This is a genomic window from Permianibacter fluminis (assembly GCF_013179735.1).
GTDB lineage: Bacteria > Pseudomonadota > Gammaproteobacteria > Enterobacterales > Permianibacteraceae > Permianibacter > Permianibacter fluminis.
On sequence record NZ_JABMEG010000001.1, the window covers coordinates 3,035,810 to 3,060,228 of the forward strand.

25 protein-coding genes are annotated in these 24,419 nt (G+C 56.3%); 9 read left to right on the forward strand and 16 right to left on the reverse strand.

Translation table 11 applies throughout. From position 1 onward, the window contains the following. The first annotated feature begins 29 nt into the window (after positions 1-29). The 4 genes from HPT27_RS13165 to HPT27_RS13180 all read left to right on the forward strand — a co-directional run bounded on the left by HPT27_RS13165 (position 30) and on the right by HPT27_RS13180 (position 4,627). The gene (locus tag HPT27_RS13165) at positions 30-1,385 is read left to right on the forward strand and encodes an MBL fold metallo-hydrolase RNA specificity domain-containing protein (RefSeq protein WP_172244222.1); all 1,356 of its coding nucleotides are present in this window, start codon (positions 30-32) and stop codon (positions 1,383-1,385) included. Between the two features lie 55 nt (positions 1,386-1,440). Then, on the forward strand, positions 1,441-2,625 hold the full coding sequence (locus tag HPT27_RS13170; protein WP_172244224.1) for a methionine adenosyltransferase: 1,185 nt from the start codon (positions 1,441-1,443) through the stop codon (positions 2,623-2,625). Between the two features lie 79 nt (positions 2,626-2,704). Further along, positions 2,705-3,979, forward strand: coding sequence for an MFS transporter (locus HPT27_RS13175; RefSeq protein ID WP_172244226.1), 1,275 nt, complete (start codon positions 2,705-2,707; stop codon positions 3,977-3,979). Positions 3,980-3,988: 9 nt separating this feature from the next. Further along, a complete protein-coding gene (locus HPT27_RS13180) occupies positions 3,989-4,627 on the forward strand; it encodes a DUF6629 family protein (protein WP_172244228.1) in 639 nt (212 codons plus the stop codon). 287 nt (positions 4,628-4,914) lie between these two features. Here HPT27_RS13180 and HPT27_RS19355 read toward each other — a convergent pair whose 3' ends face one another. From HPT27_RS19355 to merT, 3 genes are read right to left on the reverse strand one after another with little or no spacing between them, the layout of a single operon-like run. Continuing rightward, the gene (locus HPT27_RS19355; RefSeq protein WP_235950874.1) at positions 4,915-5,130 is read right to left on the reverse strand and encodes a GDCCVxC domain-containing (seleno)protein; all 216 of its coding nucleotides are present in this window, start codon (positions 5,128-5,130) and stop codon (positions 4,915-4,917) included. Then, positions 5,127-5,423, reverse strand: a complete 297-nt coding sequence (merP, locus tag HPT27_RS13185; RefSeq protein ID WP_172244231.1) for a mercury resistance system periplasmic binding protein MerP — start codon at positions 5,421-5,423, stop codon at positions 5,127-5,129. The genes HPT27_RS19355 and merP overlap by 4 nt, the downstream gene beginning before the upstream one ends. Positions 5,424-5,439: 16 nt before the next feature. Next, on the reverse strand, positions 5,440-5,790 hold the full coding sequence (gene merT / locus HPT27_RS13190; RefSeq protein WP_172244234.1) for a mercuric ion transporter MerT: 351 nt from the start codon (positions 5,788-5,790) through the stop codon (positions 5,440-5,442). A gap of 68 nt (positions 5,791-5,858) precedes the next feature. On the opposite strand from merT, the gene merR reads away from it, so the two are divergent. Next, on the forward strand, positions 5,859-6,275 hold the full coding sequence (gene merR, locus HPT27_RS13195; protein WP_172244237.1) for an Hg(II)-responsive transcriptional regulator: 417 nt from the start codon (positions 5,859-5,861) through the stop codon (positions 6,273-6,275). 593 nt (positions 6,276-6,868) lie between these two features. Continuing rightward, entirely contained in the window at positions 6,869-7,738 is an 870-nt protein-coding gene (locus HPT27_RS13200; RefSeq protein WP_172244240.1) for a type 2 periplasmic-binding domain-containing protein, read from the forward strand. Between the two features lie 135 nt (positions 7,739-7,873). Here the strand turns inward: HPT27_RS13200 and HPT27_RS13205 are convergent, their stop codons facing one another. From HPT27_RS13205 to bufA2, 3 genes are all read right to left on the reverse strand, one after another. Continuing rightward, on the reverse strand, positions 7,874-8,728 hold the full coding sequence (locus HPT27_RS13205; protein WP_172244243.1) for an HvfC/BufC N-terminal domain-containing protein: 855 nt from the start codon (positions 8,726-8,728) through the stop codon (positions 7,874-7,876). Further along, positions 8,725-9,561: an MNIO family bufferin maturase gene (gene bufB / locus HPT27_RS13210; RefSeq protein ID WP_172244246.1), complete on the reverse strand. Its 837-nt coding sequence runs from the start codon at positions 9,559-9,561 to the stop codon at positions 8,725-8,727. Before bufB ends, HPT27_RS13205 begins: the two co-directional genes overlap by 4 nt. 183 nt (positions 9,562-9,744) lie before the next feature. Further along, positions 9,745-10,017, reverse strand: a complete 273-nt coding sequence (gene bufA2 / locus HPT27_RS13215; protein WP_172244249.1) for a BufA2 family periplasmic bufferin-type metallophore — start codon at positions 10,015-10,017, stop codon at positions 9,745-9,747. Between the two features lie 780 nt (positions 10,018-10,797). Between bufA2 and HPT27_RS13220 the strand changes: the two genes are divergently transcribed. Then, on the forward strand, positions 10,798-11,172 hold the full coding sequence (locus tag HPT27_RS13220; protein WP_172244252.1) for a hypothetical protein: 375 nt from the start codon (positions 10,798-10,800) through the stop codon (positions 11,170-11,172). 258 nt (positions 11,173-11,430) lie between these two features. Here HPT27_RS13220 and HPT27_RS13225 read toward each other — a convergent pair whose 3' ends face one another. Beyond that, on the reverse strand, positions 11,431-12,753 hold the full coding sequence (locus tag HPT27_RS13225; RefSeq protein WP_172244255.1) for a hypothetical protein: 1,323 nt from the start codon (positions 12,751-12,753) through the stop codon (positions 11,431-11,433). Next, positions 12,716-14,386 (reverse strand): hypothetical protein, encoded by a 1,671-nt coding sequence (locus HPT27_RS13230; protein WP_172244258.1) that lies wholly within the window; start codon positions 14,384-14,386, stop codon positions 12,716-12,718. The genes HPT27_RS13225 and HPT27_RS13230 overlap by 38 nt, the downstream gene beginning before the upstream one ends. Positions 14,387-15,245: 859 nt before the next feature. On the opposite strand from HPT27_RS13230, the gene HPT27_RS13235 reads away from it, so the two are divergent. Together HPT27_RS13235 and HPT27_RS13240 are read left to right on the forward strand one after the other, a co-directional pair. Beyond that, the gene (locus tag HPT27_RS13235; protein WP_172244261.1) at positions 15,246-16,079 is read left to right on the forward strand and encodes a PhzF family phenazine biosynthesis protein; all 834 of its coding nucleotides are present in this window, start codon (positions 15,246-15,248) and stop codon (positions 16,077-16,079) included. 284 nt (positions 16,080-16,363) lie between these two features. After that, complete coding sequence (locus tag HPT27_RS13240; RefSeq protein ID WP_172244264.1) at positions 16,364-16,852, forward strand: BCAM0308 family protein; 489 nt, start codon at positions 16,364-16,366, stop codon at positions 16,850-16,852. Between the two features lie 82 nt (positions 16,853-16,934). Here HPT27_RS13240 and grxC read toward each other — a convergent pair whose 3' ends face one another. The 8 genes from grxC to HPT27_RS13280 all read right to left on the reverse strand — a co-directional run bounded on the left by grxC (position 16,935) and on the right by HPT27_RS13280 (position 24,414). Beyond that, positions 16,935-17,192, reverse strand: coding sequence for a glutaredoxin 3 (gene grxC, locus HPT27_RS13245; protein WP_172244267.1), 258 nt, complete (start codon positions 17,190-17,192; stop codon positions 16,935-16,937). A 160-nt stretch (positions 17,193-17,352) separates the two neighbouring features. Further along, positions 17,353-17,829 carry a nuclear transport factor 2 family protein gene (locus HPT27_RS13250; RefSeq protein ID WP_172244270.1) on the reverse strand — a complete coding sequence of 159 codons (477 nt, stop codon included), beginning with the start codon at positions 17,827-17,829 and terminating at the stop codon, positions 17,353-17,355. 158 nt (positions 17,830-17,987) lie between these two features. Further along, complete coding sequence (locus tag HPT27_RS13255; RefSeq protein WP_172244273.1) at positions 17,988-18,239, reverse strand: hypothetical protein; 252 nt, start codon at positions 18,237-18,239, stop codon at positions 17,988-17,990. 211 nt (positions 18,240-18,450) lie between these two features. Then, positions 18,451-19,071: a carboxymuconolactone decarboxylase family protein gene (locus tag HPT27_RS13260; protein ID WP_172244276.1), complete on the reverse strand. Its 621-nt coding sequence runs from the start codon at positions 19,069-19,071 to the stop codon at positions 18,451-18,453. An 86-nt stretch (positions 19,072-19,157) separates the two neighbouring features. Then, the gene (locus tag HPT27_RS13265; protein WP_172244279.1) at positions 19,158-21,239 is read right to left on the reverse strand and encodes a 2Fe-2S iron-sulfur cluster-binding protein; all 2,082 of its coding nucleotides are present in this window, start codon (positions 21,237-21,239) and stop codon (positions 19,158-19,160) included. A 134-nt stretch (positions 21,240-21,373) separates the two neighbouring features. Next, on the reverse strand, positions 21,374-22,006 hold the full coding sequence (locus HPT27_RS13270) for a glutathione S-transferase family protein (protein WP_172244282.1): 633 nt from the start codon (positions 22,004-22,006) through the stop codon (positions 21,374-21,376). 311 nt (positions 22,007-22,317) lie between these two features. Further along, positions 22,318-23,175, reverse strand: coding sequence for an HD-GYP domain-containing protein (locus HPT27_RS13275; protein ID WP_172244285.1), 858 nt, complete (start codon positions 23,173-23,175; stop codon positions 22,318-22,320). Between the two features lie 129 nt (positions 23,176-23,304). After that, positions 23,305-24,414 (reverse strand): methyl-accepting chemotaxis protein, encoded by a 1,110-nt coding sequence (locus tag HPT27_RS13280; protein WP_172244288.1) that lies wholly within the window; start codon positions 24,412-24,414, stop codon positions 23,305-23,307. Between the last annotated feature and the right edge of the window lie 5 nt (positions 24,415-24,419).

The window sequence follows — 24,419 nt, forward strand, 5'->3', positions numbered from 1 at the left end:
CAATGCAAAACCATGAGTGAGGAGCTGTTATGAAAATTCGCTTTCTCGGCGCCACCGGCACGGTCACCGGATCTCGGTATGTGGTGCAACACGATGGCACAAAGCTGCTGATTGACTGTGGTCTGTTTCAGGGACTTAAAGCCCTGCGGCAAAAAAACTGGCAGGCGTTCCCGTTTGACCCGTCGGCACTTGATGCGGTCGTGCTGACACACGCACACCTGGATCATTCGGGATATTTGCCGCGCTTGATGCGAGAAGGCTTTCGTGGACCAATTTATTGCACGCCGGCCACACGCGATCTGGTCGCTATCCTATTGCCGGATAGTGCCAAACTGCAGGAAGCAGATGCCGAGCGAGCCAATCGGCACGGCTATAGCAAACATAAGCCGGCGGAGCCGTTGTACACCTCAGAAGAAGCCGAAGCGGTGCTCAAGCAGTTGCAGCCACAGCCATTCCACACGCCGTTTACCGTAGGAGGGTTACAAATTGCATTCAGTCCGGTTGGTCATATTCTTGGCGCGGCCTGCATTCGGCTCACTGCCGGCGATGAGATCCTGACGTTCAGCGGTGATGTCGGTCGAGGTAACGATCCACTGATGCAACCTCCAGAACCCCTGTCGGCAACCGATTATTTGGTGTTGGAATCAACCTACGGTGATCGTCGACACGCGGCTGACGATGCCAAACAGCGACTGGGCCAGATTGTTAGGGAGACAGTGCTGCGCGGCGGTACCTTGATGGTCCCAGCCTTTGCTGTTGGCCGCGCCCAAACCTTGTTGCACCTTTTGACGGAATTACGGGCGTCTGGCGACATTCCGGCCGCTCCTGTCTATCTCGACAGCCCGATGGCGATTGACGTCAGTGACATCCTGTGCCGTTATCAATCGGAGCACCGACTCAGCGAGTCGGAATGCAAGGCCATGTGCAGTGGTGTGACCTACGTGCGCGATGCAAACGACTCCCGCAAGCTGGCACAAAACCGCAACCCAAAAATCATTGTTGCCGGCGCCGGCATGCTGACGGGAGGTCGAATTCTGCATCACCTGGAAGCGTTCGGCGGCGATCATCGCAGCACCTTGGTCATCACCGGCTACCAAGCCGAAGGCACCCGTGGCCGCGCACTGCTCAATGGTGAGCGAACGGTGAAAGTCTATGGTGACTACGTCACAGTGAACTGTCATCTGGAAACGCTCGATGGTTTGTCAGGGCATGCGGACTATGTTGAATTGGGTAACTGGCTTGCCACCCTGCCATCGCCACCGAAAAGGTTGTTCCTGACCCATGGCGAGCCGACAGCGGCGGCCAGTATGCAACGCTACCTCAGCGAACGCTTTGGTTGGAACATCGAAATACCGGAGGAGGGGGATGAAGTAGAGCTGGCTTGAGACAACCAGCAATCACCATGACTCCCATCATTCAATGCAAGCGTGAGAATCGATCATGAGCGATGATCTTCGTATCGTCATCCGTGTGCGGCCGGCCGAAGCGGAATCAAGCACCAGCGAAATGTGCGAGCACAAAGGTATCGGCCACCCCGACAGCTTGTGCGATGGCGTGGTCGAAGCCGTATCGCTCGCCCTCAATCGCGCCTATCACGAAGCCTATGGCCGCATCCAGCATTACAATGTCGACAAGGCGCTACTGATCGGCGGGCAGAGCCGGCCGCGATTTGGCGGTGGGTGTATTGACGTACCAATGCGATTGATTGTTTGTGGTCGCGCCACCGCGTTACCAGAACTCGATCTGGCAGTGTTGGTTGGCGCTGCGGCTCGTGAGTATCTTGACCACAATCTGCACTGTGACAGTTCATTGATTCAGATTGAATCAGCGGTTCGCTGTGGCAGCCCCAACCTGCAACAAATTTTCGCTCGCGGCAAAGCCGTAGCGCTTGCCAATGACACATCGTTTGGCGTCGGGTTCGCGCCCCTGTCCAGACTCGAAAGCACAGTCTTGCAACTGGCCGATAGTTTGCGCTCCAGGCCGTTTCGTACTCAGTTTCCGGTGGCCGGTGACGACTACAAGATCATGGGGCATCGAATCGGACAGGCGCTGACCTTGACGCTGGCGGTAGCCATGCTTGATCGCGAGGTTGAGAGCGTAGCGCACTACTTCGCCCTGAAGCGCTCCATGGTCGACACGTTGGCCGCATCGCTTCCGGCCCCGTGCACACTGCAGCTAAACATGCTTGATGACCCGATGGCAACTAACGAAAATGGTATTTACCTTACCGTCACCGGACTCAGCGCTGAACAGGGCGATGATGGCCAAGTCGGTCGCGGCAACCGCATGAACGGTTTGATCACGCCATGCCGGAGCATGTCACTGGAAGCGGTTGCCGGGAAAAATCCAGTCGCTCACGTAGGCAAATTGTACAACGCCGCCGCCAATGAGCTGGCCACTGCCCTTGCCAAACTGGACCCGACCTTCGGTACGGTATCCGTGCAGATCCTGTCGACCATCGGCCGGCCGGTCGAAAAACCCAGTTTGATTGCCATTGACATCGCCGGTCCGCCCCAGCTTCATGAGAAGAGCAGGCGTCAGATCGAGGCGGAAGTGCATCGACAGCTGCATTCCATTGCATCGCTATCGGATCGGTTGGCGAGCGGATTGATCCCTGCCTTCTAATGTCGAACGAGCGCCGCGCTCCCATTGCTGCAACTGCCACACGGAATCCCGAGCAGGGATAACATGAGATACAGCCGCCATGCTATTTGGAGTAGAACGCACGGAAGCCAAAATAGCACTCGCGCTTGTGCTTCTGGCAACATTCACCGTTACGCTGGGGTACGGCGTGATCCTTCCCGTTGTACCCTTCTATCTACAGCATTTGGCGGAACATGGCGGTGCATTTTCCGTGTCGTGGCATACCGGCATTCTAACCGGCTTGTATTCCTTTACCTTGTTTTTGTTTGCGCCGATGTGGGGAAAGCTGTCTGACCGCACCGGGCACTATCGGGTGCTGCTTTTCGGTCTTGGTGGCTTCAGCATTGGCATGCTGTGGTTTGCATTATCTCCTAACCTGGCAAGCGCTTATGCCAGTCGTGCCGTTACGGGCTTTTGCGCCGCAGCCGTGTTGCCGACAACCTTGGCTGCTGTGGTCACAGTCCGTGCAAGTGTTTCGCGCGCACGCGCTGTTGCCACGATCAATGCAGCCAATGCATTCGGATTCCTCGCCGGACCAGCTTTAGCGAGCGCATGGACATGGAATCCGCCGCTGCTACCATTTCTCCAGGGATGGTGGCCAACCGGCTTCAATGTCATGCCAATAATTGTTGTGGCACTGATTGGTTTTGCAACGAGTCTGGTGGTGGCGGTCTGGTGGCGAAACACCCCGGCATCACCTGCTGCAACAGAACCGACGCCCTCCAAAGATTCATCACCATCATTGGCGACGATGCTCGCGATCACGTTTAGCTTGATGTTTGCACTTGGCAGTTTTGAGGTGAGCTACACGGTCCTGGCGCAGCAGAAATGGCAACTCGCTTCACAGCAGGTGGCGGGGATTTTTGTCGCGTGCAGCATCATCATGATCCTCGCTCAACTCTTTCTGTTCGCGCCATTGCTACAGCGATTTGGAGCCGCTGGATTGACAATACCATCCGTATTTTTGGCCGCAGCGGGCATTGGCCTATTGCCGGAGGCGACCCAGTACGCTTGGCAAGTGAGCCTAGTTTCCTTGATCGCTCTGGGTACTGGCTTGGCGGTACCGTCACTGGCGTACTCCATTTCGCTCGTGGCAAGCAACCGACAGGGCCATGCCTTTGGGCAACAGATCGCCGTCACCAGTCTTGGCCAAGCTCTGGGTGCTGGTATTGTCGGCGTTCTGTTCGATCGCAACACAGCCATGGCGTTATGGATGGCCGCGGGACTTCTTGTACTGGGAGCTGCCTGGTACGCGTTGCAATCAACCGTTTGGCGCACCGCCGACACCTTGGATGATATCGGTGCTCGTAGTGGGGAAGAGAAGAACCGGCAATAAGGAGCAAATATGTGTTTTTCCGCAACCGCCAGTTTCACAGCCGGCGTAGCACTTTCGGTCATTGGCATTGCCACCCTTCGGCTAGTGAAACGACCGGCCGAGTTTCCGATGGCAATGATTCCGTTTTTGTTCTCGCTTCAACAGGTCTCGGAAGGATTAGTTTGGCTTAACCTGCAGCAGGCAACAACATTAGCCAGTGCCTGGTTGATTTTCTTCTATTCGCTGTTTTCACACGTCATCTGGCCTATCTTCGTGCCTTTCGCCGTGGGAAGGATTGAACTTGTGCCTTGGAGAAAAAAGGCACTATGGTTCTGTCAGCTCGTTGGCTGGCTGGTTGGATTGTATCTGTTATCTATCATTGTACGTTTTCCCGTGAAAGCAATTGTTCAGGGTGGCCATATCGCTTATGAATCGCCACACTTCTATCTTGCGCAAGTTGTCACACTGTATCTCATAGCAACCTGTGTCAGCGGCCTCTTATCCAGTCATCGCTTCATCAGGGCATTTGGCGCCATGGCATTGGCAAGCTCTTTGGCCGCGTATGCCATTCATTCCACCACTTGGATCTCGGTGTGGTGCTTCTTCGCCGCCGTATTGAGTGCGGTTATATGGTGGCATTTCAGGAAAGCGTCCGCTGAGCATCGCTAAAACGTCGTCACTGAATATTTCGCAGGAGTGCGAATAATGACGAACCACGAGGCATCCTATGTGCACGAATGTCTATTGAATGAAGCAATCGCGTCCATAGTCTCTTATGGCTGCTACTGGAATGATTCTATATCCAGAACGTATCGGAGCACTCTCATCAAGACCCTTGCAGAGGACAAGAAGTAGCGCGGTTTTGCCGTGGGAAACGATCTCCTCATTCCCTCGGACTCAGACGGGCGCCTTGGCGCCCTTTTTTTGAGTGCTGAGATCATAAGTACGCATTTGCACTATGTGCAGCAATGCTTGCCATGCTGCTGCACCGGTGGACACGGCACGCTGCCGTAGGAGCAGTACACGCAGCAGTCGCCGGGTTTGGGTTTGAGCACCGTGTGGCAGTGTTCGCACTCGTAAAACCATTGGCAGGCATCGGTCGGCATTCGCTCAGCCTTGGTATGGCCGCAGTGCGGACAACTCAGTGTTGAGTCGAGGATGACTGCATTCATTGCTGTGGCGCTTTGAGCGTTGAGGGGTAACCGACGTCGGCCGTAGCTTTGATCAGCGCCTCGATAGTGGTTTTGCTGTCGTCATATTTCACCACCGCCTCCTTGGGCTCCCAGCTAACCGTAGCGGTCAGCACACCGTCCACCTTGTTGAGGGCTTTCTTGACCGTAATAGGGCAAGTGACACAGGTCATGCTTGGTACCGACAGCGTGACGGTTTGGCTGGCGGCATAGACCGGGTTCGTCACGGCTGCGGCCGAACTGAGAGCCATGATGGCAATCAACCAACGTTTCATGAACAGACTCCTGGGCTCAATAGAAAAGTGGGGCGAGATAGGGGTAACCGAAGGCGATCACTACCAGCAGTGCGACAACCCAGAATAGGAACCGGTAGCGAGCGCGCATCGGTGGTGTGGCACATATGTCGCCGGGAGCGCAAGTCGTCGCTGGTCTGAAAATGCGCCGCCAGGCGAAGGCCATCGCCACCACTGCAACGGCCAGCAAATAGGGTCGATACGGTTCCAACACTGCCAAGTTGCCGATCCAGGCGCCGCTGAATCCGAGCGTAACCAGCACCAGCGGTCCCAGACAGCAACTGGAGGCCAGGATGGCAGCCACGCCACCAACGGCTAAAGCGCCACGTCCGGGGCCATGTTTCGGCATCAACAGCTCTTTCTTGTTTGCGGAAATGCGTTAACCTTAGCTCCGTACTCAAGTACGGAGTCAAGCACATGCGGGAGCCTACAGAAAGCCTGACCATCGGCGCGCTGGCGAAAGCCGCCGAGGTTGGTGTCGAAACCATCCGCTTCTATCAACGCAAAGCACTATTGCCCGAACCGGACAGGCCGGTGCGTGGCATTCGGCGCTACAGTGGAGTCGAGGTCGAGCGGGTGCGTTTTATCAAGTCGGCGCAGCGGCTCGGTTTCAGTCTCGACGAGGTTGCCGAATTGCTGCGGCTGGAAGAAGGTACCCACTGCGAGGAAGCTCGCCAGCTGGCCGAACGCAAGCTTGATAACGTGCGGCGCAAACTCGCCGATCTGACGCGGCTGGCTTCGGTATTGGTGACCTTGATCAATCAGTGTGGAAGCGCGGGGGCTCAGGTCAAGTGTCCGCTGATTGCGTCGCTACATCAGGGTGAACACGCCTGACAATGACGTGTTAGACATCTGTCATTATTGCCGATAGTTACCGTGGAAACCGCTGTTTTCGCCTGAATCCCGAGCAACCCGAATCTTGAGATGCCCCAAACACTGCTGTTGCGGGCGGGGAGCGCCTGGCTAGCTGACTAGTTGATTATTTTTTGAATCTTCATCCACAGCTTCGGCAATTAGGTGCAATTAGCAGAGCTTGCCTAATTCATGAGTCTTTGGCGCTGGTCGTTCGCAATGATACAAATTTACTTCGTGAACATTTTTGGCTCAGTCACCTTAGGTTTCGCGGGGCTCGGAGCATGCTAAGGTTGTGTTACAGCATGTAAGAGCATGAATTCGTGGAGGATTTTTCATTAAACATGCGGCGCGTCGGTGAGGGTAACAACGCTGGTGCTGGGACAAATTTACTTCGCATGTTGGTACAAAATTACTTCCGTGGACAGGGGAATCGGCCTAATCCGAGCCTTGCCGGATATGTTATTTAACATAATATACATTATGCGCCATCTAATGGATGCCGCACGGGGCAGGATTTTCCTGACCTAGACTTGGCAAAAGCCGCTTTTCACGTGCCAAAGCTGGTAGCCCAGATGCCGCGATGCGCGCCATACCTCATCCCAGTCTGCTGCGCATTGCTGCTGCAGTGGCTGCCGTTGCCGGCGCTGGCTGATCCCAAGCTGGTCATCTATCCCGGCGATGCCCCGCGGTATGCCGAGTACATCGAGCTGCTGCGCACGGCGCTGGACCGCACGTCGACAGACTACGGACCGTATGTTCTGAAACCGGCCGATCAGGACATGAACGAAGCCCGGTTTCTGGTTGAAGCGCGTTCCGGGACGTTAATCAACGTGGTCTGGAGCGCCACCTCAATCGAAAAGGAAAAAACGCTGTTGCCGGTACGCATACCGCTGGAAAAAGGTTTGCTGGGCTATCGCATTGGCCTGATTCGGGCTGGCAGCCAGGCGCGGTTTGACCAAGTCAAGACAGCTCAGGATCTGTTGCCATTCGAGTTCGGTCTGGGACCCGGCTGGGGTGACATCGACGTTTACCAAGCCGCCGGATTCAAGGTCCAGCTGGCGCCATACGAAGAATTGTTTGCCATGACGGCATTTGGCCGCTTTGATTATTTTTCACGCGGCGTCAACGAAGTGTTTGCCGAATTTGATGTTCGCCAGTCGCAAACACCCAACTTGGAGATCGAGCAGGGCATATTGCTGCACTACCCCTACCCCTTTTATTTCTTTGTCACGCCGACCGACCCGAAACTTGCCGAGCGCATCGAGCGCGGCTTGCAACGCATGCTGGCGGACGGCAGCTTTGACCTCATCTTTCACAAATACAATAACGCCGCCATCAAGCGCGCCAACTTCAGCAAGCGACGGCTGATTGAGTTGCCAAATCGCAATCTGCCACCGCAAACGCCGCTCAGGGACGCCAGGCTTTGGTACCGACCGAGATAGCCTGTTGGTTTCAAAATTTAATCAGAACGTTGGGGGATTCATGATCCGCCACTTCTTCCATGCATCGCGTCGCAGGGTGCGCCATGACGCACTCTACGCCAACAAAATATGGAATCGCGTCTTGCGCAGCCCGGCTTAATTTCCCACCTGCAGCTCAGTCAGCAAACCATCTTGCAACCAGGTCTTGAGCAAAGCGGCGGCACGGAATGCCACGGTCTCGGCATCATGGAACGGCAAGATGGCTTCACACAGTTCGGCAAAATTGCCACCGCGTTTCATCAGTTGCAGCGCCAGCGCTTCGTCGGCCGCCAGGCTGCGAAAATGGCTGCTGAGATCATGGCCGCGCCAAATCAGGCAGCAAATCTCGGTCGGCAACGGCTGTGTCGCCGCGTCAGGAATTGCCTCGGGAGTTGCTTCGAAAATGGTCTCGGGAATGGTTTCGGGAATAGTTTCGGAAATCGCCTCGCCAGTTTCCAGCTTGGGTTTGCGCCACAAGGCGGCAATGTTGAACCGGCTGGCCAGGCACTGCACTGACGGGTGCCAGGCCAAGCGCAACGTCGGCCATTGCTCCGGCGGCACTTGCGCCATGTCGGCAAGACCCACCAGCGGGTAATCCGGCGCATCAAACGCATCGCAGAACGCCCATTCAAACCGCGCCAGATCCGGCAGCCATGGCTGCCGTTGACAAACCTCTTGTTGAGTCAAAAACTCGGCAAACGACTGGCCGAAAAAACGCAGCGTGAACGATTGTGATGGGTGTTGGGCAATATAGGCTTCAAACACCGGCGCCGCGTCATCCGCCAGCCAGGTCGTCACTGCCGGAAAATCCACCTGCAAGACCTGGCGCAAACGGGCGTAATAGGCATTGCGATAAATCGCCATGCGGGCGGTATTGTCGAGCGTTGGCGTGCTTTGAATATGCGGCAGTATCGCATCGCTACCACTCAACATATGCGCCTGAAACGCCGCTTGCAGCTCGGCCAGTCTCATGCTGCCTCCCGGCGCAATGACTCACCAATGTCCCGGGCCATCTGCAGCTCGGCCATCAAGTCGGCGAACGGCGGAAACTCGTCGTCACGCTCAATCATGGTACTGACCGGACCAAAGGTGCGCCAGGCTTCGCGATACAACTGCCAGACCGGATCGCAAATGGCGTGATCATGGGTGTCGATCAAATAGTCGCCATAGTCCGAGTGGCCCGCCAAATGAAATTGTTTGACCCGTGCTGCCGGCACTCCACGGATAAAATCCAGCGGATCAAATTGGTGATTGACGCTGCTGACATAGACATTGTTGATGTCGAACAGCAACCAGCAATCCGCTGCCGTCACTACCTCGCTCAGAAACTCCCACTCGGTCATCTCCGACTGCTGAAACGCTGCGTAGCTGGAGACATTTTCAATAAGAATGCGGCGGCCTAAGACATCTTGTACGTGTTGTATCCGCTCAGCGATGTGCTGCGCCGCAGCCTTGGTATACGGTAAGGGCAGCAGATCATGCGTGTTGCTGCCGCCATGCCCGGTCCAGCACAAATGGTCCGACACCCACATCGGCTCAATGCGGTCGGCCAAGGCCTTCAGTTTTTGCAAATAATCGGTATTCAGCGGCGCGCTGCCACCAATGGACAATGAGACGCCATGCATGGCGACGGGATAGCGCTGCCGTATCCGCGACAACACTGCCAAGGGTTTGCCGCCGGGCACCAAATAGTTTTCGGTGAGGATTTCAAACCAATCAATGGCGTGCTCACCATTCAGGATGTCATCAACATACGGTGGCCGCAGGCCCAGCCCGTAACCATAGAAAGGCACCGATTCCGCCATACCCTGCTCCGCCAATCCCTGTTTTATCAAAACCAGCTCTACCAAAATCTGCTCCACCAGACATTAATAATGTGCTGATCAAGTCAGAGTTTACAAACAGGCTGCAACACCGGCAAAAGCGCCCAAATCGCAGACAAACGAAAACGGGGTGTTGAATTCACCCCGTTTTCGTTATGACCTGGCTCAGTTTTTCTTTTCTTCTTTCTTCATCATGACTTTGCCGCCCTTGTCGGTGCAGTCTTTTTCCGACTTTTCCTGGACCCAACCCTGGCCTTTGCACTCACCATGGCCTTTGCAGGCATTTTTGTCGGTCTTGCAGTCATTGTGGCCTTTGCAGGCATTGACGCCCCAACACTGAACGCCCATGTCCTTGTCGCTGGCCTGAACGGCCGGAACAACGGCGAACATGCCGGCAGCGGCGATGGCAAATGCTGCAGCACTGGTCTTGTTGATCATATGCGTCTTCCTTTTGTCTGAGAGCGGGCACAACGGCCCGCGAGAACAATGTCATCCAACCCCGCTGCTTCAAGCCTGCTGCTCCAATCCACTGAGCAAGTCGAATCGACAACCGGAGGCCCACGCTGGCAAGCGTGGCCGCAGTTTGACGAGGGCCGTGCGGGTTTGTTACGCCCGTGGAATACTCTTTTGCACTAAAAAAGTCCGTTTTGAAGCAGCGCGGCGAACACCAATGGCGCATACCCCGCCGCCAAACGCGGGTGGCCAACTCAAGCTCTTATGCGTTCGGCGACCTTTCTAACCACTCTGCCGAATTCTATTAAGCCATTGAAATAGCTGAGCATTACGGATTGTTATGGCGCCAAGGGGATCGCTATGGCACACCCGCGTGCGTAAACACCAACCGCACTGCCCTGCTCTGCCAATTTGACGGGGCATGAACTGCACCACTGGCAACAGGGAGGCCGAATTAGGTGGCAAGGTTTTGGGGACGCTACTCAGGGGCTCAGTGACTGACGGATTTCGACCCGAAGCGGACGCTGGAAGAACTGATGCGAGCTGCGTTCAAACTGATTCAAATGGCAGGTATGACATCGTTCAACCGGTAGATGGCGTTGTTGCCAGACTCACCCCATAATTCAACCTAGGGTATTGGGTGAATAAACAGGTCTAACTTGGTTATAATTCAGCGAATTAGAACGGTTGAAAAGGTGTTATGCACCTTTTTTGGTGTAAAAAAAATACCCCATTTATGGGGTCTACTTCACGTTGGGCACTCTCGTGGTAACAGTTTACGGCTACCAAGAATCTCGCTTCTCTTATTACAAAACACCACCGAACGAGAGAGCAGTTCCTGAAGAGCATCCGTTCCTAAAGAAAGGACAATTTAGGTGGCGGGTCGAAAATGAAGGTGTTTTGGTAACCGGAGAAACCTTAGGTAAGGTTCTCGCGAATTTTTGTAATTTGCGAGGGTTGCACATTGATCCCGACGATTCGTCGCAATATTTTCGTTACTATGAAAAACCTGATGAAGAGCAGTTTGTCCTGGTTGACATTCATGTAACTCGCAAAGAAGTGCAGATTTGTTCAGAACAAAATTTGAGCTTCCCCATCGAGCCCGGCGATATCGTCGAGGTGTTAGCGCTAATATGCTGAGAAAAGTAGAGAACCACATGCCCAACAAAACACTCAAGTTCGCTGCACTTCGTTCCGCCGGACGTCGCTACGCGACGCCGCTTAGTTAATCGTTAAACGTCCACTCTTGGCCGAAAGCTGCCGTTAGGATCCGGCCAGCTCCCTCTTATCAGTGAGGGCCGGCTGGATCGAATAGACCAACGAGTCCAGAGGCCGTCCGCGAGACAGCGTATTTCCCAGCCATGATATCCGCGGAATTAGCTGCCTACCTCAAATGGCCTATCGGAACGCATCCAGAATACTTTTCAGCTGCTCGCGGCTATCCAGCGCCCATTCCGGCTCGTTGGACATTTCTTTGAACTGATTCCAGGCGCGCAGCAAATCCTGCAGGGCATCCCTCAGGGTCTCGTGGACTTGCTTTTTGTCTTCGTCGGTGAGTCCGGTCAGGCTGACCTCCAGCACGTTGTCATCGCCGGCCAGAATGTTGCGCTCGATAAGCAGTTCGTGAATGTCGCTTTTCGACTCTTGCCAGTTTTTCGAGCGCTCTTTCCAGAAGTCGTCTTCGGATAGCTCTTGATAGTATCCGCTGCCGAGCGGACCAAAGAACAGATACTCGTGCTTCTTGGCAAAGGCTTTATAGGCGTCCTCTGCTTTGCGAAAGACGTTGCTGAGCTCATTCTTGATGGCGGAGCAATAGGCATTGCAATCGTCTTTCTGTCCGCTGGTTAACATTTCGCCAGCGAGGGCTTCGGCCGCATCTTCGGCGCTATCCCAGGCGTCCTTGACTTGTGGGTAGCTGGTGTCTTCCAGAAACTCTTTTACCAAGCCCCTGGCTTCTTTGAAGGTGCCAAAAATGGCCTCTTCGCGGCTGATGAGCGCATGGATTTCCAGTTTACGTGCTTCCGCCTCACTCAGCTTGCTGCTAATCAAGCGCGTCGCACCTTTAATGATCTGCTCAACCATCCCCAAGTCCACCAAGCGCAGTACTGCGCTGACACTGCGTTTGACTCTATCAGCCAGTGCCTCACGCGCCTCCATTTGCGCTTTAGCGGCCTCTTTGGCGGCGGAGTTCAGGATCTCCTCATAGGCCAATGCGGTTTTTTTAATCTGCTCTTCAATGCTTTGGTCCGAGCTGAGGATGACTTTCCATTTCTCCTCGAATTCCTTTTCGGCTTTGTTGAGATCAAGGGTCTGCTTGACCATCAAATCGCGTTTGACCGGCACTTGCGAGATCATCAGTTTGAAAAAAAAGGTGTGCTCTTCATTGCTGATCTTGGCGAGCCATAACTTGCCGTGTTCGGACCGGCCCAAGGCATCTTGTGCTGCGGCAGCAGATTCTTTGGCTTTGTCGATCCATTTGCCATGGCAGGGGTCGTTATTCGGCTCCAGCAGCTCGAGCAGGTTTTCCAGACGGCCTTCGCGCTGGCTGAAGTAGCTGTCGAGCACTCGGCGAATTGCTTCTTTGGCGGGCGCTTCAAAGCCGGCTTTTTCCAGCTCCTCCAGCACTTCTTTTTTGCGTGCATCGTATGACATGCAGATCTCCTCCTGAGAAAACAGCCGGTGGTTATATCGCGTGGGTGACAGTGATGCGCCACGGGCCATTGTCCAAGCGCTGCAACTCCCAGCGCCGATGCAACATGAATCCGGAAAAGGTGCGGTACTCATCGCCGATTTTGCCGATGTGGTTCACCAAGGGGCGCACCGATTCGACAATCCGGGGCGATGCGGTAACCAACTTGTGCTCGCTCGGTTGCGCGGCGGCGTCGTAAACCACACGCACCGGCCCCACGCGCACGACTTCCAGGCCGTATACGTCATCCATCAAGCGCTGCCGGGCGCGGTCCCAGGCAGAGACGGCGCTTTGTCGGCTCAGAGTTTCCCAGGTGTGGTCGACGTAGAGAAAGCTGCGGTCGCGCTCGTAATAGCTGCGGACCATCCAATTGGCATAGCAGGCAAGCCAGGTCTCCATGTCGCCCACTTTCATGGCTTCAAACGCGGTTGTCAGCACTTGCGCAGGAGACGCCTCATCGACCAGTTTTGGCCGTTTGATGCCGGCCTCCAATGCGGCTTCACCTGCGAACGCCTCGGTCGATTTGCCGGGGCGCAAATCGACAAAGAATCGATTCTCTTTGGCGCCAGCGTTGGCGACCAGTGCCGCAATGGGCTCCAGCCTGACACCTGAGACAGTGACGTTGCGGTAAACGTCGCAAACGAGTGCGGGCTCCGCTTGCACGATGCCAACAAATTCGATGCTGGGGTCACGAAAGTTTGGGTCAACTTTCTCGATGTACTCGTCGGTCGCGACGTACAGAGGCTGTAGTGAAGGGTTTTGTTTGTCGATCAGATAGCCGCCACCGTATCGACCCGACCAATACCAGTTGCGTTTGGTTTCAAAGAGCAGTTCGCGTTTGCCCACTGCTGGCAGGCGCACCATTTTACCGACGAGGTGTCGGGTGTCTTCGGTAAAGGAATTGGGAGCCTCGGGCGGATTTTGCATCAGCTGGGTATCGAGCTCCGCCAGAAAAGCGGCGAATGCCTGGTCGGCCGCAGCGGTAACCTCTTTTGCTCGCGCTTCACCCAGGCTGCGGTAGGCGATATCGGCGGCGCTCAGCTCGCGTTTTTCACCAGCCACCATGATTTTCATGGCTTCAAAGTCATCACGGACGGCTTTTGCCAACGCCGAAGGGTAATGCTGCTCCAGGTAGGCAACGCGGTCGGCAAAGGGTTTCATTTGCTCCGCTTGGTTCTTGGTAACGGTGCCCGTGAAGTAGTCCCAGCCGGCGAGAATGGTTTTTGCCAGATCGACAAACTGGCGATACCAAGAGTCCCACGCGTAATCGAAACCGTCTTTTTCGTGATTGACCGGGCCGCTCTGACTGAGCATCCGGTGGCCGTCGGCATTTTTGTAGGTGCGGTAGCCGCCGAGCCGGCCTTGAATCGACACCACGTCGTCTCCGCGCTGCACCTGCAGGGTGAAGCTGTCATCTGGCTTCAGGCCACTTTTCTCCAGCCATGTCGAAAACCCGCTATCACCGATGCGGCTATTGGCTTTTACCGCGTCATCGTCGTAACGCAGATCGCCGTGGCCAACAATCAAATCGCTTACCCGTAGTCCCGAGCCACGAAAGCCGCTGTCCCACGGGATCCACGTGACCACTCGGGCCGCCGAGCCCTCATCGTTATGACTGCTGGTTTCAATTTCCAGCTGCGGGCTGGTTCCTTCCGGCCATTGCATAAACCTCTCCTGTCTGCGCGGCAATAGGGCTTGATATGCGCCTCCACTTGGGAGGCGAATTTCCATTCCACCACACGAATCAACGGACAACAGGCGAAGGAAAAACAAAGTATCGTGACGTGAAAAAAACCGGCGTTATCACCCGACGCCACGGCGTGATACGGCAATAGTGAGTGGGCGGTGCGTGTGACAAACCGAGCAACGACTGCAGGGAATGTACACAAAAGCGAGTGCGCGGTGAATGGCCGGTGTTGTAGCGTTTTGTAGGCGAGGCAGACGTTAGAGACAGGTTTGAATTAGGGAAGCTCTGATCAAGTCATCAGCTACCGTTCGTGGTGAGCTTGTCCCGCAAGGGGATTTCCTGCGGTCATCGAACCACAGAAAGCCGATATTTCAGCGTAATTCTGTTCACCCTTCGACAAGCTCAGGGCGAACGGAGACGAAATCAGAGTCTCCTTAGGAAAGCTCTGACTAGCGGCAACCTGCTGACGGACCGAGGCAGGTTGTCGGACGATTTTTGCGGTGAGGGCTGCTAAGGTGCAGCCAAGCCCCGGCTGATCGCGATGGACGAGGGACAAGTAATACGTGGTGGTGATGACGCCAAGCAGGTCGCCGCCCGTCGCTGCCCGAGATTGCGGATTGTTGAGCGGCTCTGACGGCCGTAAACAACAAGGCGGCACCGAATCTCCCGCTCAAACTGCCGGCGATACGCCATCGGTAAGTGATAAAAGCTGACCGCACCCGCTGAGCTGGTGGATTGGTCGCTATCCGGAAACACTGCAACCACGGCCGGGTGGCTGGTTGAAGCGGATGGCCAGTGCCATGATTCACCACTGTTAGCGAACCTTGAAGGGTTGATATGCACATCCAGAAATTTGCTGCGTTTTCCGATGGCGGTGTTGGCGGCAATCCCGCTGGCGTTGTGATTACGGACCGTTTTCCGGCGGAACAGGAGATGCGCCGGCTGGCGGCTCAGGTGGGCTTTTCGGAGACCGTGTTTGCTGTGGCGCAGGATGGTGCGTGGCGGGTCCGTTATTTTTCGCCGGAATCGGAAGTGCCGTTTTGTGGCCACGCGACCATTGCCTTGGGCGCAGCGCTGGCATTGGCACACGGCGGCGGCCGCTTTCGTTTGCAGCTGAATCAGGGCGAGATCACGGTTGATGGTGAGCGCCAAGGCGAGCTTTTTGCGGCGGCCTTGCAATCACCGGGCACCCATAGCCGCGCCGCAACTCCCGAGCTGACTGAGCAGGTGCTCAAGCTGTTTGGTTATTCTGCGGACGATCTGGATTTACGCATACCGCCCACTGTCATTCATGGCGGTGCTGATCACTTTGTTCTGGCGCTGAAACGCCGCGACAGCTTGGCCGCCATGCGCTACGCGCTGGACGCGGGCCGCGAGCTGATGAATGCGCACGGCTGGATCACCATTTTGTTGGTGTATGCAGAATCGGCTCAGTACTTTCACAGCCGCAATGCCTTTGCCTCGGGCGGTGTTTATGAGGACCCGGCTACCGGCGCCGCGACGGCCGCGTTTGCCGGCTATCTGCGTGAGCTCGGCTGGCCGCATGGCGGAGCCGTTGAATTGCTGCAAGGTGAAGACATGGGCGCCCGCTCACGGCTGCACGCCGCCATTCCGGCGACACCGGGTAGTTCGATCCGGGTTTCCGGCACCGCAAGACAATTGCCGGATTGAGCTAGTCGTTTTGAGCTGGTTGTTTTGAGCTAGTTACTATGACTACCTGATTTGCGCAGCAATCCCTTCAATCAACCGATAGCAATTCTGATAACCCACACCGCTATCAAACCTGCTTGCTTGGAACGCTTTGGCCAAATGGCGTGGTGCCCGCGCAGGACCTTGATGTGCGTCAATCGGCATGGTTCGCCAAGCTGTCACAACATTGCCGTCAATCAATCGGCTCGACCGGCAGCCATGGCAAACAGGCCTGCGGCACCGCCAGCGCAATCAAGGAGAGCGGCATGGATAAAATGCACCTGAGTCAAAAGGACAAACTGTTCAAGGCCGATCTGCAGGACCCGTATCGGGCAGCGATGCACAATAAAGGGCCAGCGTATTGTGGTGATTGCGGTGCCAGCTATCAGGCCGGCCGCTGGTCATGGCAGAAGTTGGCTGAAGCCGATGCGGCTGCTCGAATCAGTTGCCCGGCCTGTCGACGCAAAGCCGACAATGCTCCGGCCGGTACGCTGACACTATCGGGGCCGTTTGTGCTGAGTCACCACCAAGACATCGTCAATGTGATCAACCACGTTGAGCAAGCCGAAAAATCGCAGCACCCGCTGGAGCGCCTGATGCGGATCAGTCCGTCCAGCGACGGCTTGCAGGTGACCACGACCGGCGTACACCTTGCCAACCGCATCGGTCACGCGCTGGAATCGGCGTTCGGTGGCAAGGCCAGCTATCACCACGACGATCAGCGCCGGCATGTAGCCGTGCGCTGGTCACGATAAAGATTGGCAGGCGCAGGCATTACCCACTTAACCACAACGGGCCGCAGCAGTAGCTGAAAATAAAAGCTGCTGCTGCAGCGGTTCAGTCGGCCAGCAAGGCATCCAAGCCCCCTGCCCGATCCAGCTTGACCAAATCGTCATACCCGCCAACATGGGTACCGCCGATAAATATCTGCGGCACAGTACGGCGGCCGGTCAGTTCGATCATTGCGTTCTTCTGCTCCGGATTTTCGTCAATGCTGATTTTGTTCAGCGTTTTCACGCCTTTCCGGGCCAGCAACTGCTCGGCTTGCTTGCAGTATGGGCAGTGCCCCGAACTGTACATGTCAATTTTGCTCATTTCATTCTCCAGAATAGGTAAATGGGTTGGAAAGTTTGCTTTCTCGAAAGCCGGTCTGCCGAAGACCGTTTTATCGAATGCTGGTCTACCGAAGACTGGTCTACCAAAGACAGGTCATTCGAAGACTGAGATGACTGAATGTCGCTTTGCGTTACAGGCTTCACAGCCCCAATTCAGTCAAGCCCGGATGCGATGATGGCCTGACGCCGCTCGGCCAGTGAAACAGCCGCTCGTGCTCCGCAATGGCAAGATCATTGATGCTGGCGTGCCGCTGCACCATGAGACCTTGCTCGTCGAACAACCAGTTTTCATTGCCGTACGAACGAAACCAACGGCCTTCATGGTCGTGCCATTCGTAAGCAAACCGCGCTGCGATCCGGTTGCCACGAAATGCCCACACTTCCTTTATCAAGCGATAATCCAACTCGCGCTGCCATTTCCGATTCAAAAATTCCACGATGGCGGCGCGTCCAGACAGGAACTCGTTGCGGTTACGCCAGACGCTGGCTTCACTGTAGGCCAGCGCAATCCGCTCCGGATCTTGTCTGTTCCAGGCATCTTCTGCCATGCGCGCCTTTTGCACGGCGGTTTCTTCATTGAACGGTGGCAATGGCGGCTTGATTGCGATTTCTGTCATGGCAATGCTCGTCTTGTGTGGGTCAATCATTTGAAAATTGGCGGAATGACAACTGCCGGTTTGCTTTTTCACGGCGCTGGCGACAACCGAATGCTGCGCTACGCAGGGCCACTTTTGTCCGCTTCGCCATTTATTACTGGCCAGTTATTGCTGGTTGGCTATTGCTGACATGGCAAAGGCGTAGCCCGAAGCAAACCACGCGGTTCACCGACGCCAACACTGGAATCGACATTCGCTTCGACATCCGTATCAAGATGCGGGCGAAACTCGGCCAGCTGCAAGCGCTCAGCAACGCTGCCGGGTTCGCCCATCAGGCCAAAGCCGGCGATGCTGAGTTCAAATTCGCTGCCCAGTGTCATGCGCTGCCACCAGCTGGCCGATTCTGACTTCATTGCTGTACGCGTACCCATTTCAGACTCCTGAAGGCGTCGACCACTGTGGGGGCCGGCTTGATGGACGCCATTGTCCAAGAGTCAGAGAAATGCAGGAATAGCCAGAAATCGCACTGCGCTGTTGCTAAATTTGAAATGCGGGGTGGGAAAGGTGAAATGCCCAATCTGGCACTCACGATTCATCAAGGATTTCACGACCAGAATCTCGCCTCCGCCACGGGCCGAGTTGTTATGGCATTCCGGGATGTTGTGACTTTTGGTGAAGCTGGGATGCTTCAGGATGCAGTGATGCGCCCAGATAGTGTTCGAGCAGGTTTGCACCGACCAGCGCGATGATTTCAATCAGTTCTGCCTCGGCAAAACCTGCCTTGTGTATGCGCTGCCATTGCGCGGGCTCGACGCAGCCGCGTCTGGCCGCGATGGCCAGTGCAAACTCCAATGCCCGTTCGGCGCGCGCATCTTGTGAGCTGCCCTGCTGGTTGGCATCCAGTTCGGCGCCCGTCAAACCACAGGCACTGGCACGCAGTCGGTGCGCCGCCACACTGCGAGAGCAACCATAAAATGCGGCCAAGGCAACGGCCAACCGGCGGCGCGTCGCCAAGGGCAGCACCCAGGCATATTGGTTGTGCTGCCAGCGCGCAAACAGCTCCGCCGCAACACTGGATTGTGACAACAGCACCGACAGTGCCGTGCCGCTTGGCTCAGGATGAGACCGCGCCGCTTCACGCGAGCTAAACGGCGTGGACGGAGTAGACGGCGCCTGAGGCGGCGGAAACGTAGAAATAGACATCATTGTTGCTACTGAACCTGCAATAAAGATCGAGCCAATTCTGGCGGAAAGCCCGCACAATCAGCCGCTGCGTTGCCAGCAATGAAGCGGTTGCCGCAGCGTATTTGTTTGGCAGCAAACAACCATGCCAAGATTTGAAAAGGTAGCTACATCTCAAGCACCACGGTAGCTGAGCTCCCTTCTTCCATTGCGGCCGGCACGGCGCAACAAATCAGCGCTTCATCTGGCGCCAGTTCCACGCCCGGCGTGACGGTGTGATGCACCTGTCCCGCAACAATGCGCGTTTTGCAGGTGCCGCAGCTGCCACCTCGACAACTGAACTCAGGCGTCAAGCCACGTGACTCCGCCAATTCGAGCAGACTGCCAGCGCCCGGTTGCCAGCGCGCCTCCTTGCCGGAATTGACGAATAGCACCGGCATGGCTTTTTCGGCAGCAGGCCGCTGACGTTGTTCAGGCACGGCGATGTTTTCTGGTGCGCTACGTTGCAAGGTGGAAGGGCCGAACTGCTCTGCGTGTATGCGCAAATCCGGAATCTGCATGGCACGCAGTCCGTCGTACAGACTCTGAGTAAAGCCGCCGGGGCCACACAGATAAAAATCATAATCATCAAACGGCAGCGCCGCCTTCAGCAAGCTGATGTCAATGCGGCCCTGCACTTCATAATCCACTTCTGGTTGCGCGGTCGGCTCGGGCGCACTGATCACCCGAATGGCTTCCACTGCGCCGCCAGCTTGTTGTATCAATGACAGCAATTCGTCATTGAATGCCCGTTCAGCGATGCTGCGTGCCGCATAGAAAAGAAACGTTTTTCGGACCCTGCGGATACGCAGGCCTTCATAGACCACGTGGCGCAACATGGCGAGCAACGGAGTAATGCCAACACCACCGGCCAGCAACACCAACGGCCGCCGTTCGTCCGCAACCACCGTGAAACCGCCCTGCGGCGCACGTGCCTCAATGCGATCGCCAACCCGAATCTGCTCGTGCAAATGGCGGGAGAACGCCCCGTCCTGCTTGACACTGATCCGATAAAAGCCGTCAGACGGCGCGGCCGACAGCGTGTAGGTGCGAATCACCGGCGCGCTGTCCGCCGTGAGCACCAAGCGCACTGGCAAATGCTGACCGGCAGCGAACACGGCCAAGCCGGCACCATCATCCGGTTCCAGGTAAAACGATTTGATGCTCTGACTTTCGCTGACAATCTTCGCTACGCGGTAGGGTCGCCAGTCGTGCCGCAGGGCATATGCCTGCTGCCTGGCCTGCGCTTCTTCCCACGAGCCAGTCATCAGGGAATTGGGCGAAAACTCCGGCGTGGACCAGCGCAGTGCCAACGCTGCGCGGCGGCGAACGATGCGCTGAATCCGGAATCGCCACAACCGCTCGGCACCTTGAAAGCTCGTCACTTCGGGGCCATCGAAAATCAGTTCCGTGCGGCCAGTCAGTTGCAGCATGTCACCGGTCAGAAAATCCACAAACACCAACCCTGCCCGCGGATTGCTCTGCAGATTGCCCAGGGTATTGAAATGCAGGTTGCCGGCAAAATCCGGAATGGTCAGAACATCGCCATCGATGCGGACAAAGCCCGGCTTGCCGCCACGATGCGAAGCATCGACTTGTCGTTGTACGACCGAAGCATCAGCACCTGCGGCGCTGACATCGACGTAGCTGGCAATGAAAAAGGTATCTGCTTGCTGTATCAGCGCATGAGCGTCTTTATCGAGTGATGTCAACGACTCAATATTGCCGCGATAGGCTGCCGATGGATCATGGGCAAAATGGAACTGACGACGCTGAATATACTGCGGACAGTTGCCAAAGGCATGGCCGACGGCCAACTGGAAACCATGTTCCGTGTGGGCCGACACCAGGCCATTGACCCGATTGCGCCGTCGACTGTGCAACTCGATACCGAGCACGCCGATAGCGTCACCGGTTGCCAGACAATCGCGAACCGGATCACCAAGACCTGGCATGGCATCAATCTGCAATTGCCGGGGCTCTGGTGAGTGAGCAAAACCGGGCGCCGCCTCCAGCAACGTTACCCAGGGGTCACCTTGCCGATCGACAGCCGCCACGACCAGAAACGGCAATTGGCGGTAAAAATCCCGATGCTGATCCGGCATGTAGTCGCGAATGACTTTGCGGCCAAACACTTCCATGCGATCGGCAACACCGACTCGCTGCTGCAACTCGCGTTCACCGGCATGCCAGGGAGAGCTGTGGCTCATCGTGTTACCTCATACCGTCAACCGAACGGATTTTCGCAAAGTCGCTTTCGCGTCACTTCAGTACGTACAGCCTTGGCAACAGCATCGCCGCCACCGATGCGACGCACCGGCGGCGGTGATCCTGCTGGCACCGGTTACGCAGCCAAACCTGCGGCCGTTTTCTTCATGCCGACAAAGCCCGGCAGCGCTTCGATCCGTTGCAACCACGCCCGAACATTGGCGTAGTCTGCCAAGTCAACATTGCCTTCCGGGGCATGCGCAACATAGGTATAGACGGCAACGTCGGCGATGGTCGGCGATGCTCCGATCAGGAACGGCTGATGCGCGAGCTCGTCGTTCATGACTTTCAATACGGCGTGAGCACGGGCGATCACTTCGTCGGCATTCAACTTGGCACCAAATACGGTGATGAGGCGAGCCGCAGCCGGACCAAACGCGATTTGACCCGCGGCGACCGACAGCCAGCGCTGAACGCCCGCTTCGCCAATGGCATCACGCGGCAACCAGCTGTCATTGCCATAACGGCGAGCCAGGTACACCAGAATGGCGTTGGAATCGGCCAGCACGACGCCGGCATCATCGATCACCGGCACTTGGCCAAAGCGATTCATGGCGAGAAACTCGGCTTGCTTGTGCGCGCCCTTCATCAAGTCCACGTCTTTCAGCTCGGTCGGCAGCTGGAGCAGCGACAGCATCAGTTCAACGCGATGGGAATGTCCGGACAGCGGGTGGCGGTACAACGAAATGGGGCGAGTCGGTTTGGTCATGATGGTGAATCCTGTAAGCCAGTATGAGTTCAAGTAGGGGTTGTTCCCAACGCGCCTACTGAATGGGCCGGTGGAGAACGTGGGGTCATTTTGAGGAGTTGCCGCAGGTAGCGGAATGATCGAGTTTTGCAAACGGCTATTTCAATTGCTGAAATGCCAAGGGGGCCAAGGACCGGTACAGATGTCCCGTCACCGGCTACTTCGGACGCTGCCTGTTGCTGTCAGTTGCTGTCTATTGCTGCCGTGCCTGTCCGCAGCAAGGGCTCAGGCTGCAGCCAAAGAACCGCAGCTGAATGAGGTGCTGCGCCTGATCACGCTGATTGACTGGCCGCCCACTGCTGCACCAGAGCGTGAATGACGGCATTGTCCGGTGCTTGTTCATTGGCCATGACAACGGCCTTTCGACCGGTTGCGACTGGCGCCAGCGCATTGCCTTTTTTCTGCCAGACAAACTCTCCGGCACAGGCCGGACAGGCCGTGTGATCACCGGCATGGGTATCGCGGTGCTGCACCAGAATCGGCCCACAGGACGGACACATGCCGAGCGGAATGCCTTCATCGGTGTGGCCGACAATGTGGTGCAGCTGCCCGCCTCGACCGATGGCAATAAACAATTCGCCCAGCGTTCGATCGAATTGTTCCCCTAAATTGCGTTCAATGATGTCCAGGGCTTTTTCAATTGGCATACCGACCCGATAGGGGCGCGTGCTGGTCATGGCGTCGAAAGCATCACAGATACCGACCAAACGGCCGTCGCGCGGAATGGCGTCGCCATGCAAACCTTGCGGATAGCCCTTTCCGTTTGGCATTTCGTGATGGAAATGCACGGCATATTCCACCAGCGGCGCCAGCGGATGCCCGGTCAACATGCGATTGCCAACCCGCGGATGCGTTTTGATGATGGCAAACTCTTCGTCAGTCAATTTGTCTGGCTTGCGCAAAACAGCATCGGGAATGCCGATTTTGCCGATGTCGTGCAAAAACCCGGCAATGCTGATGCGACTGGCTTCTGCGGGCGCATCACCAGCAGCGATCGACAAAGCATGTGACAGGCGAGCCACCCGCCAGAGGTGACCGCCGGTGTACGGATCACGCGCCTCCACCATCCAGGCACTGACCAGCAAGCTGGCCAGCAGCGCCTCACGGTACTGACTCAGCGTCTGTTGCATGACAGCGACATCGGAGTCTTTAGCTGTATTTGGGTGAGCAGCTGTATCGGAATGAATAACAGGCAGCGATCCGGTCATGGTGAACACCTCATGACTGACAGGGTTCCATTGCTAGCAAAAGGCCTGGCTTCAATGTTTGCCATGACTGCTATCACCGGCCGCCGCCATGGTTTCCAGCGCCTGCAACACTTTCTCACCGGCCGACTCCATGGCCGCAACCGCGCTCAACATCGCCGAAGCATTGCCTTGCTGATAGCTGTTCAAAGCATCCTGCACACATTGGTGCAGCTGCAGATGAGGCTGGTCCATTTCGCGATAACCGCGCAAATGCGCATGCTGGTGGCCTTCACCTTCGTAATACCATTTGCCGAGCCGGCACTGCCGGTGATCGACAAAGTCGCGTGCCGTCTCCGACGACAAACCAAACAAAATGCGATAGACCCGCAGCTTGAACAGCATGTGGTCGATTTTGGCAACCTCACAAAAGCCGCGCAGTGACGAAGCCGCCGTTGTTTTTTCAACGACCCGCGCCAGTTCCAGGATGCGTGACATGGTCGCGGCGGCAGACTCGCCGTTCTGACTGAATTCGCTGGCCTGCCCCGCCAACGTTTCCATCTGCACGCGGCTGGCGGTACTGACGTCGCGCATGGTGGCGACCAACGATGAAATTTCCGAGGTGGCACTCATCGTGCGCTTTGCCAGATTGCGCACTTCATCGGCAACGACCGCAAAACCGCGGCCTTGTTCGCCGGCGCGTGCTGCTTCAATCGCCGCATTCAGCGCGAGCAAATTGGTTTGATCGGCAATTTCCTTGATGAGCTGGACAAAGCTGCCGATTTGCTGGGCCTGGGTATCGACTCCCGCCACTTGTTCTGCCGCCGATGCCGAGTCAGTGGCAAGAATCCCGAGTTGCCGGGCAATCTGCAAAATTTCATCAGTGCAATCCGCCGAAACCGAACTGACTTCACTGGCGCGATCCTGTTCGGCGCGCATGCCGGTGGCCAGCATGCTCATGCTGGTCTGCGTCTCGGTCATGGAATGGCCCATCTGGTGCAAATGACTCAGCAACTGATGGGTCTGTTGATGTTCTTTCTGCGCCTGCTCCATTTGGCTACGCAGGGCAGCCAACTCCTGCTGCGCGGTTTCCGCGCGCTGACTCTGTTCCGCAAGCTGCTGCTGCAATTGCTGAACGTTTTTTGCCAACGCCTCTGCGCGTTCCCGGTGCTGACTGCCAAACATGATGT

Coding starts and splice junctions, on each gene's coding strand:
- HPT27_RS13165 (WP_172244222.1), top strand. CDS start 30: ATGAAAATTCGCTTTCTCGGCGCCACCGGCACGGTCACCGGATCTCGG.
- HPT27_RS13170 (WP_172244224.1), top strand. CDS start 1,441: ATGAGCGATGATCTTCGTATCGTCATCCGTGTGCGGCCGGCCGAAGCG.
- HPT27_RS13175 (WP_172244226.1), top strand. CDS start 2,705: ATGCTATTTGGAGTAGAACGCACGGAAGCCAAAATAGCACTCGCGCTT.
- HPT27_RS13180 (WP_172244228.1), top strand. CDS start 3,989: ATGTGTTTTTCCGCAACCGCCAGTTTCACAGCCGGCGTAGCACTTTCG.
- HPT27_RS19355 (WP_235950874.1), bottom strand. CDS start 5,130: ATGAATGCAGTCATCCTCGACTCAACACTGAGTTGTCCGCACTGCGGC.
- merP (WP_172244231.1), bottom strand. CDS start 5,423: ATGAAACGTTGGTTGATTGCCATCATGGCTCTCAGTTCGGCCGCAGCC.
- merT (WP_172244234.1), bottom strand. CDS start 5,790: ATGCCGAAACATGGCCCCGGACGTGGCGCTTTAGCCGTTGGTGGCGTG.
- merR (WP_172244237.1), top strand. CDS start 5,859: ATGCGGGAGCCTACAGAAAGCCTGACCATCGGCGCGCTGGCGAAAGCC.
- HPT27_RS13200 (WP_172244240.1), top strand. CDS start 6,869: ATGCCGCGATGCGCGCCATACCTCATCCCAGTCTGCTGCGCATTGCTG.
- HPT27_RS13205 (WP_172244243.1), bottom strand. CDS start 8,728: ATGAGACTGGCCGAGCTGCAAGCGGCGTTTCAGGCGCATATGTTGAGT.
- bufB (WP_172244246.1), bottom strand. CDS start 9,561: ATGGCGGAATCGGTGCCTTTCTATGGTTACGGGCTGGGCCTGCGGCCA.
- bufA2 (WP_172244249.1), bottom strand. CDS start 10,017: ATGATCAACAAGACCAGTGCTGCAGCATTTGCCATCGCCGCTGCCGGC.
- HPT27_RS13225 (WP_172244255.1), bottom strand. CDS start 12,753: ATGGCCCGTGGCGCATCACTGTCACCCACGCGATATAACCACCGGCTG.
- HPT27_RS13230 (WP_172244258.1), bottom strand. CDS start 14,386: ATGCAATGGCCGGAAGGAACCAGCCCGCAGCTGGAAATTGAAACCAGC.
- HPT27_RS13235 (WP_172244261.1), top strand. CDS start 15,246: ATGCACATCCAGAAATTTGCTGCGTTTTCCGATGGCGGTGTTGGCGGC.
- HPT27_RS13240 (WP_172244264.1), top strand. CDS start 16,364: ATGGATAAAATGCACCTGAGTCAAAAGGACAAACTGTTCAAGGCCGAT.
- grxC (WP_172244267.1), bottom strand. CDS start 17,192: ATGAGCAAAATTGACATGTACAGTTCGGGGCACTGCCCATACTGCAAG.
- HPT27_RS13250 (WP_172244270.1), bottom strand. CDS start 17,829: ATGACAGAAATCGCAATCAAGCCGCCATTGCCACCGTTCAATGAAGAA.
- HPT27_RS13255 (WP_172244273.1), bottom strand. CDS start 18,239: ATGGGTACGCGTACAGCAATGAAGTCAGAATCGGCCAGCTGGTGGCAG.
- HPT27_RS13265 (WP_172244279.1), bottom strand. CDS start 21,239: ATGAGCCACAGCTCTCCCTGGCATGCCGGTGAACGCGAGTTGCAGCAG.
- HPT27_RS13270 (WP_172244282.1), bottom strand. CDS start 22,006: ATGACCAAACCGACTCGCCCCATTTCGTTGTACCGCCACCCGCTGTCC.
- HPT27_RS13275 (WP_172244285.1), bottom strand. CDS start 23,175: ATGCAACAGACGCTGAGTCAGTACCGTGAGGCGCTGCTGGCCAGCTTG.
- HPT27_RS13280 (WP_172244288.1), bottom strand. CDS start 24,414: ATGTTTGGCAGTCAGCACCGGGAACGCGCAGAGGCGTTGGCAAAAAAC.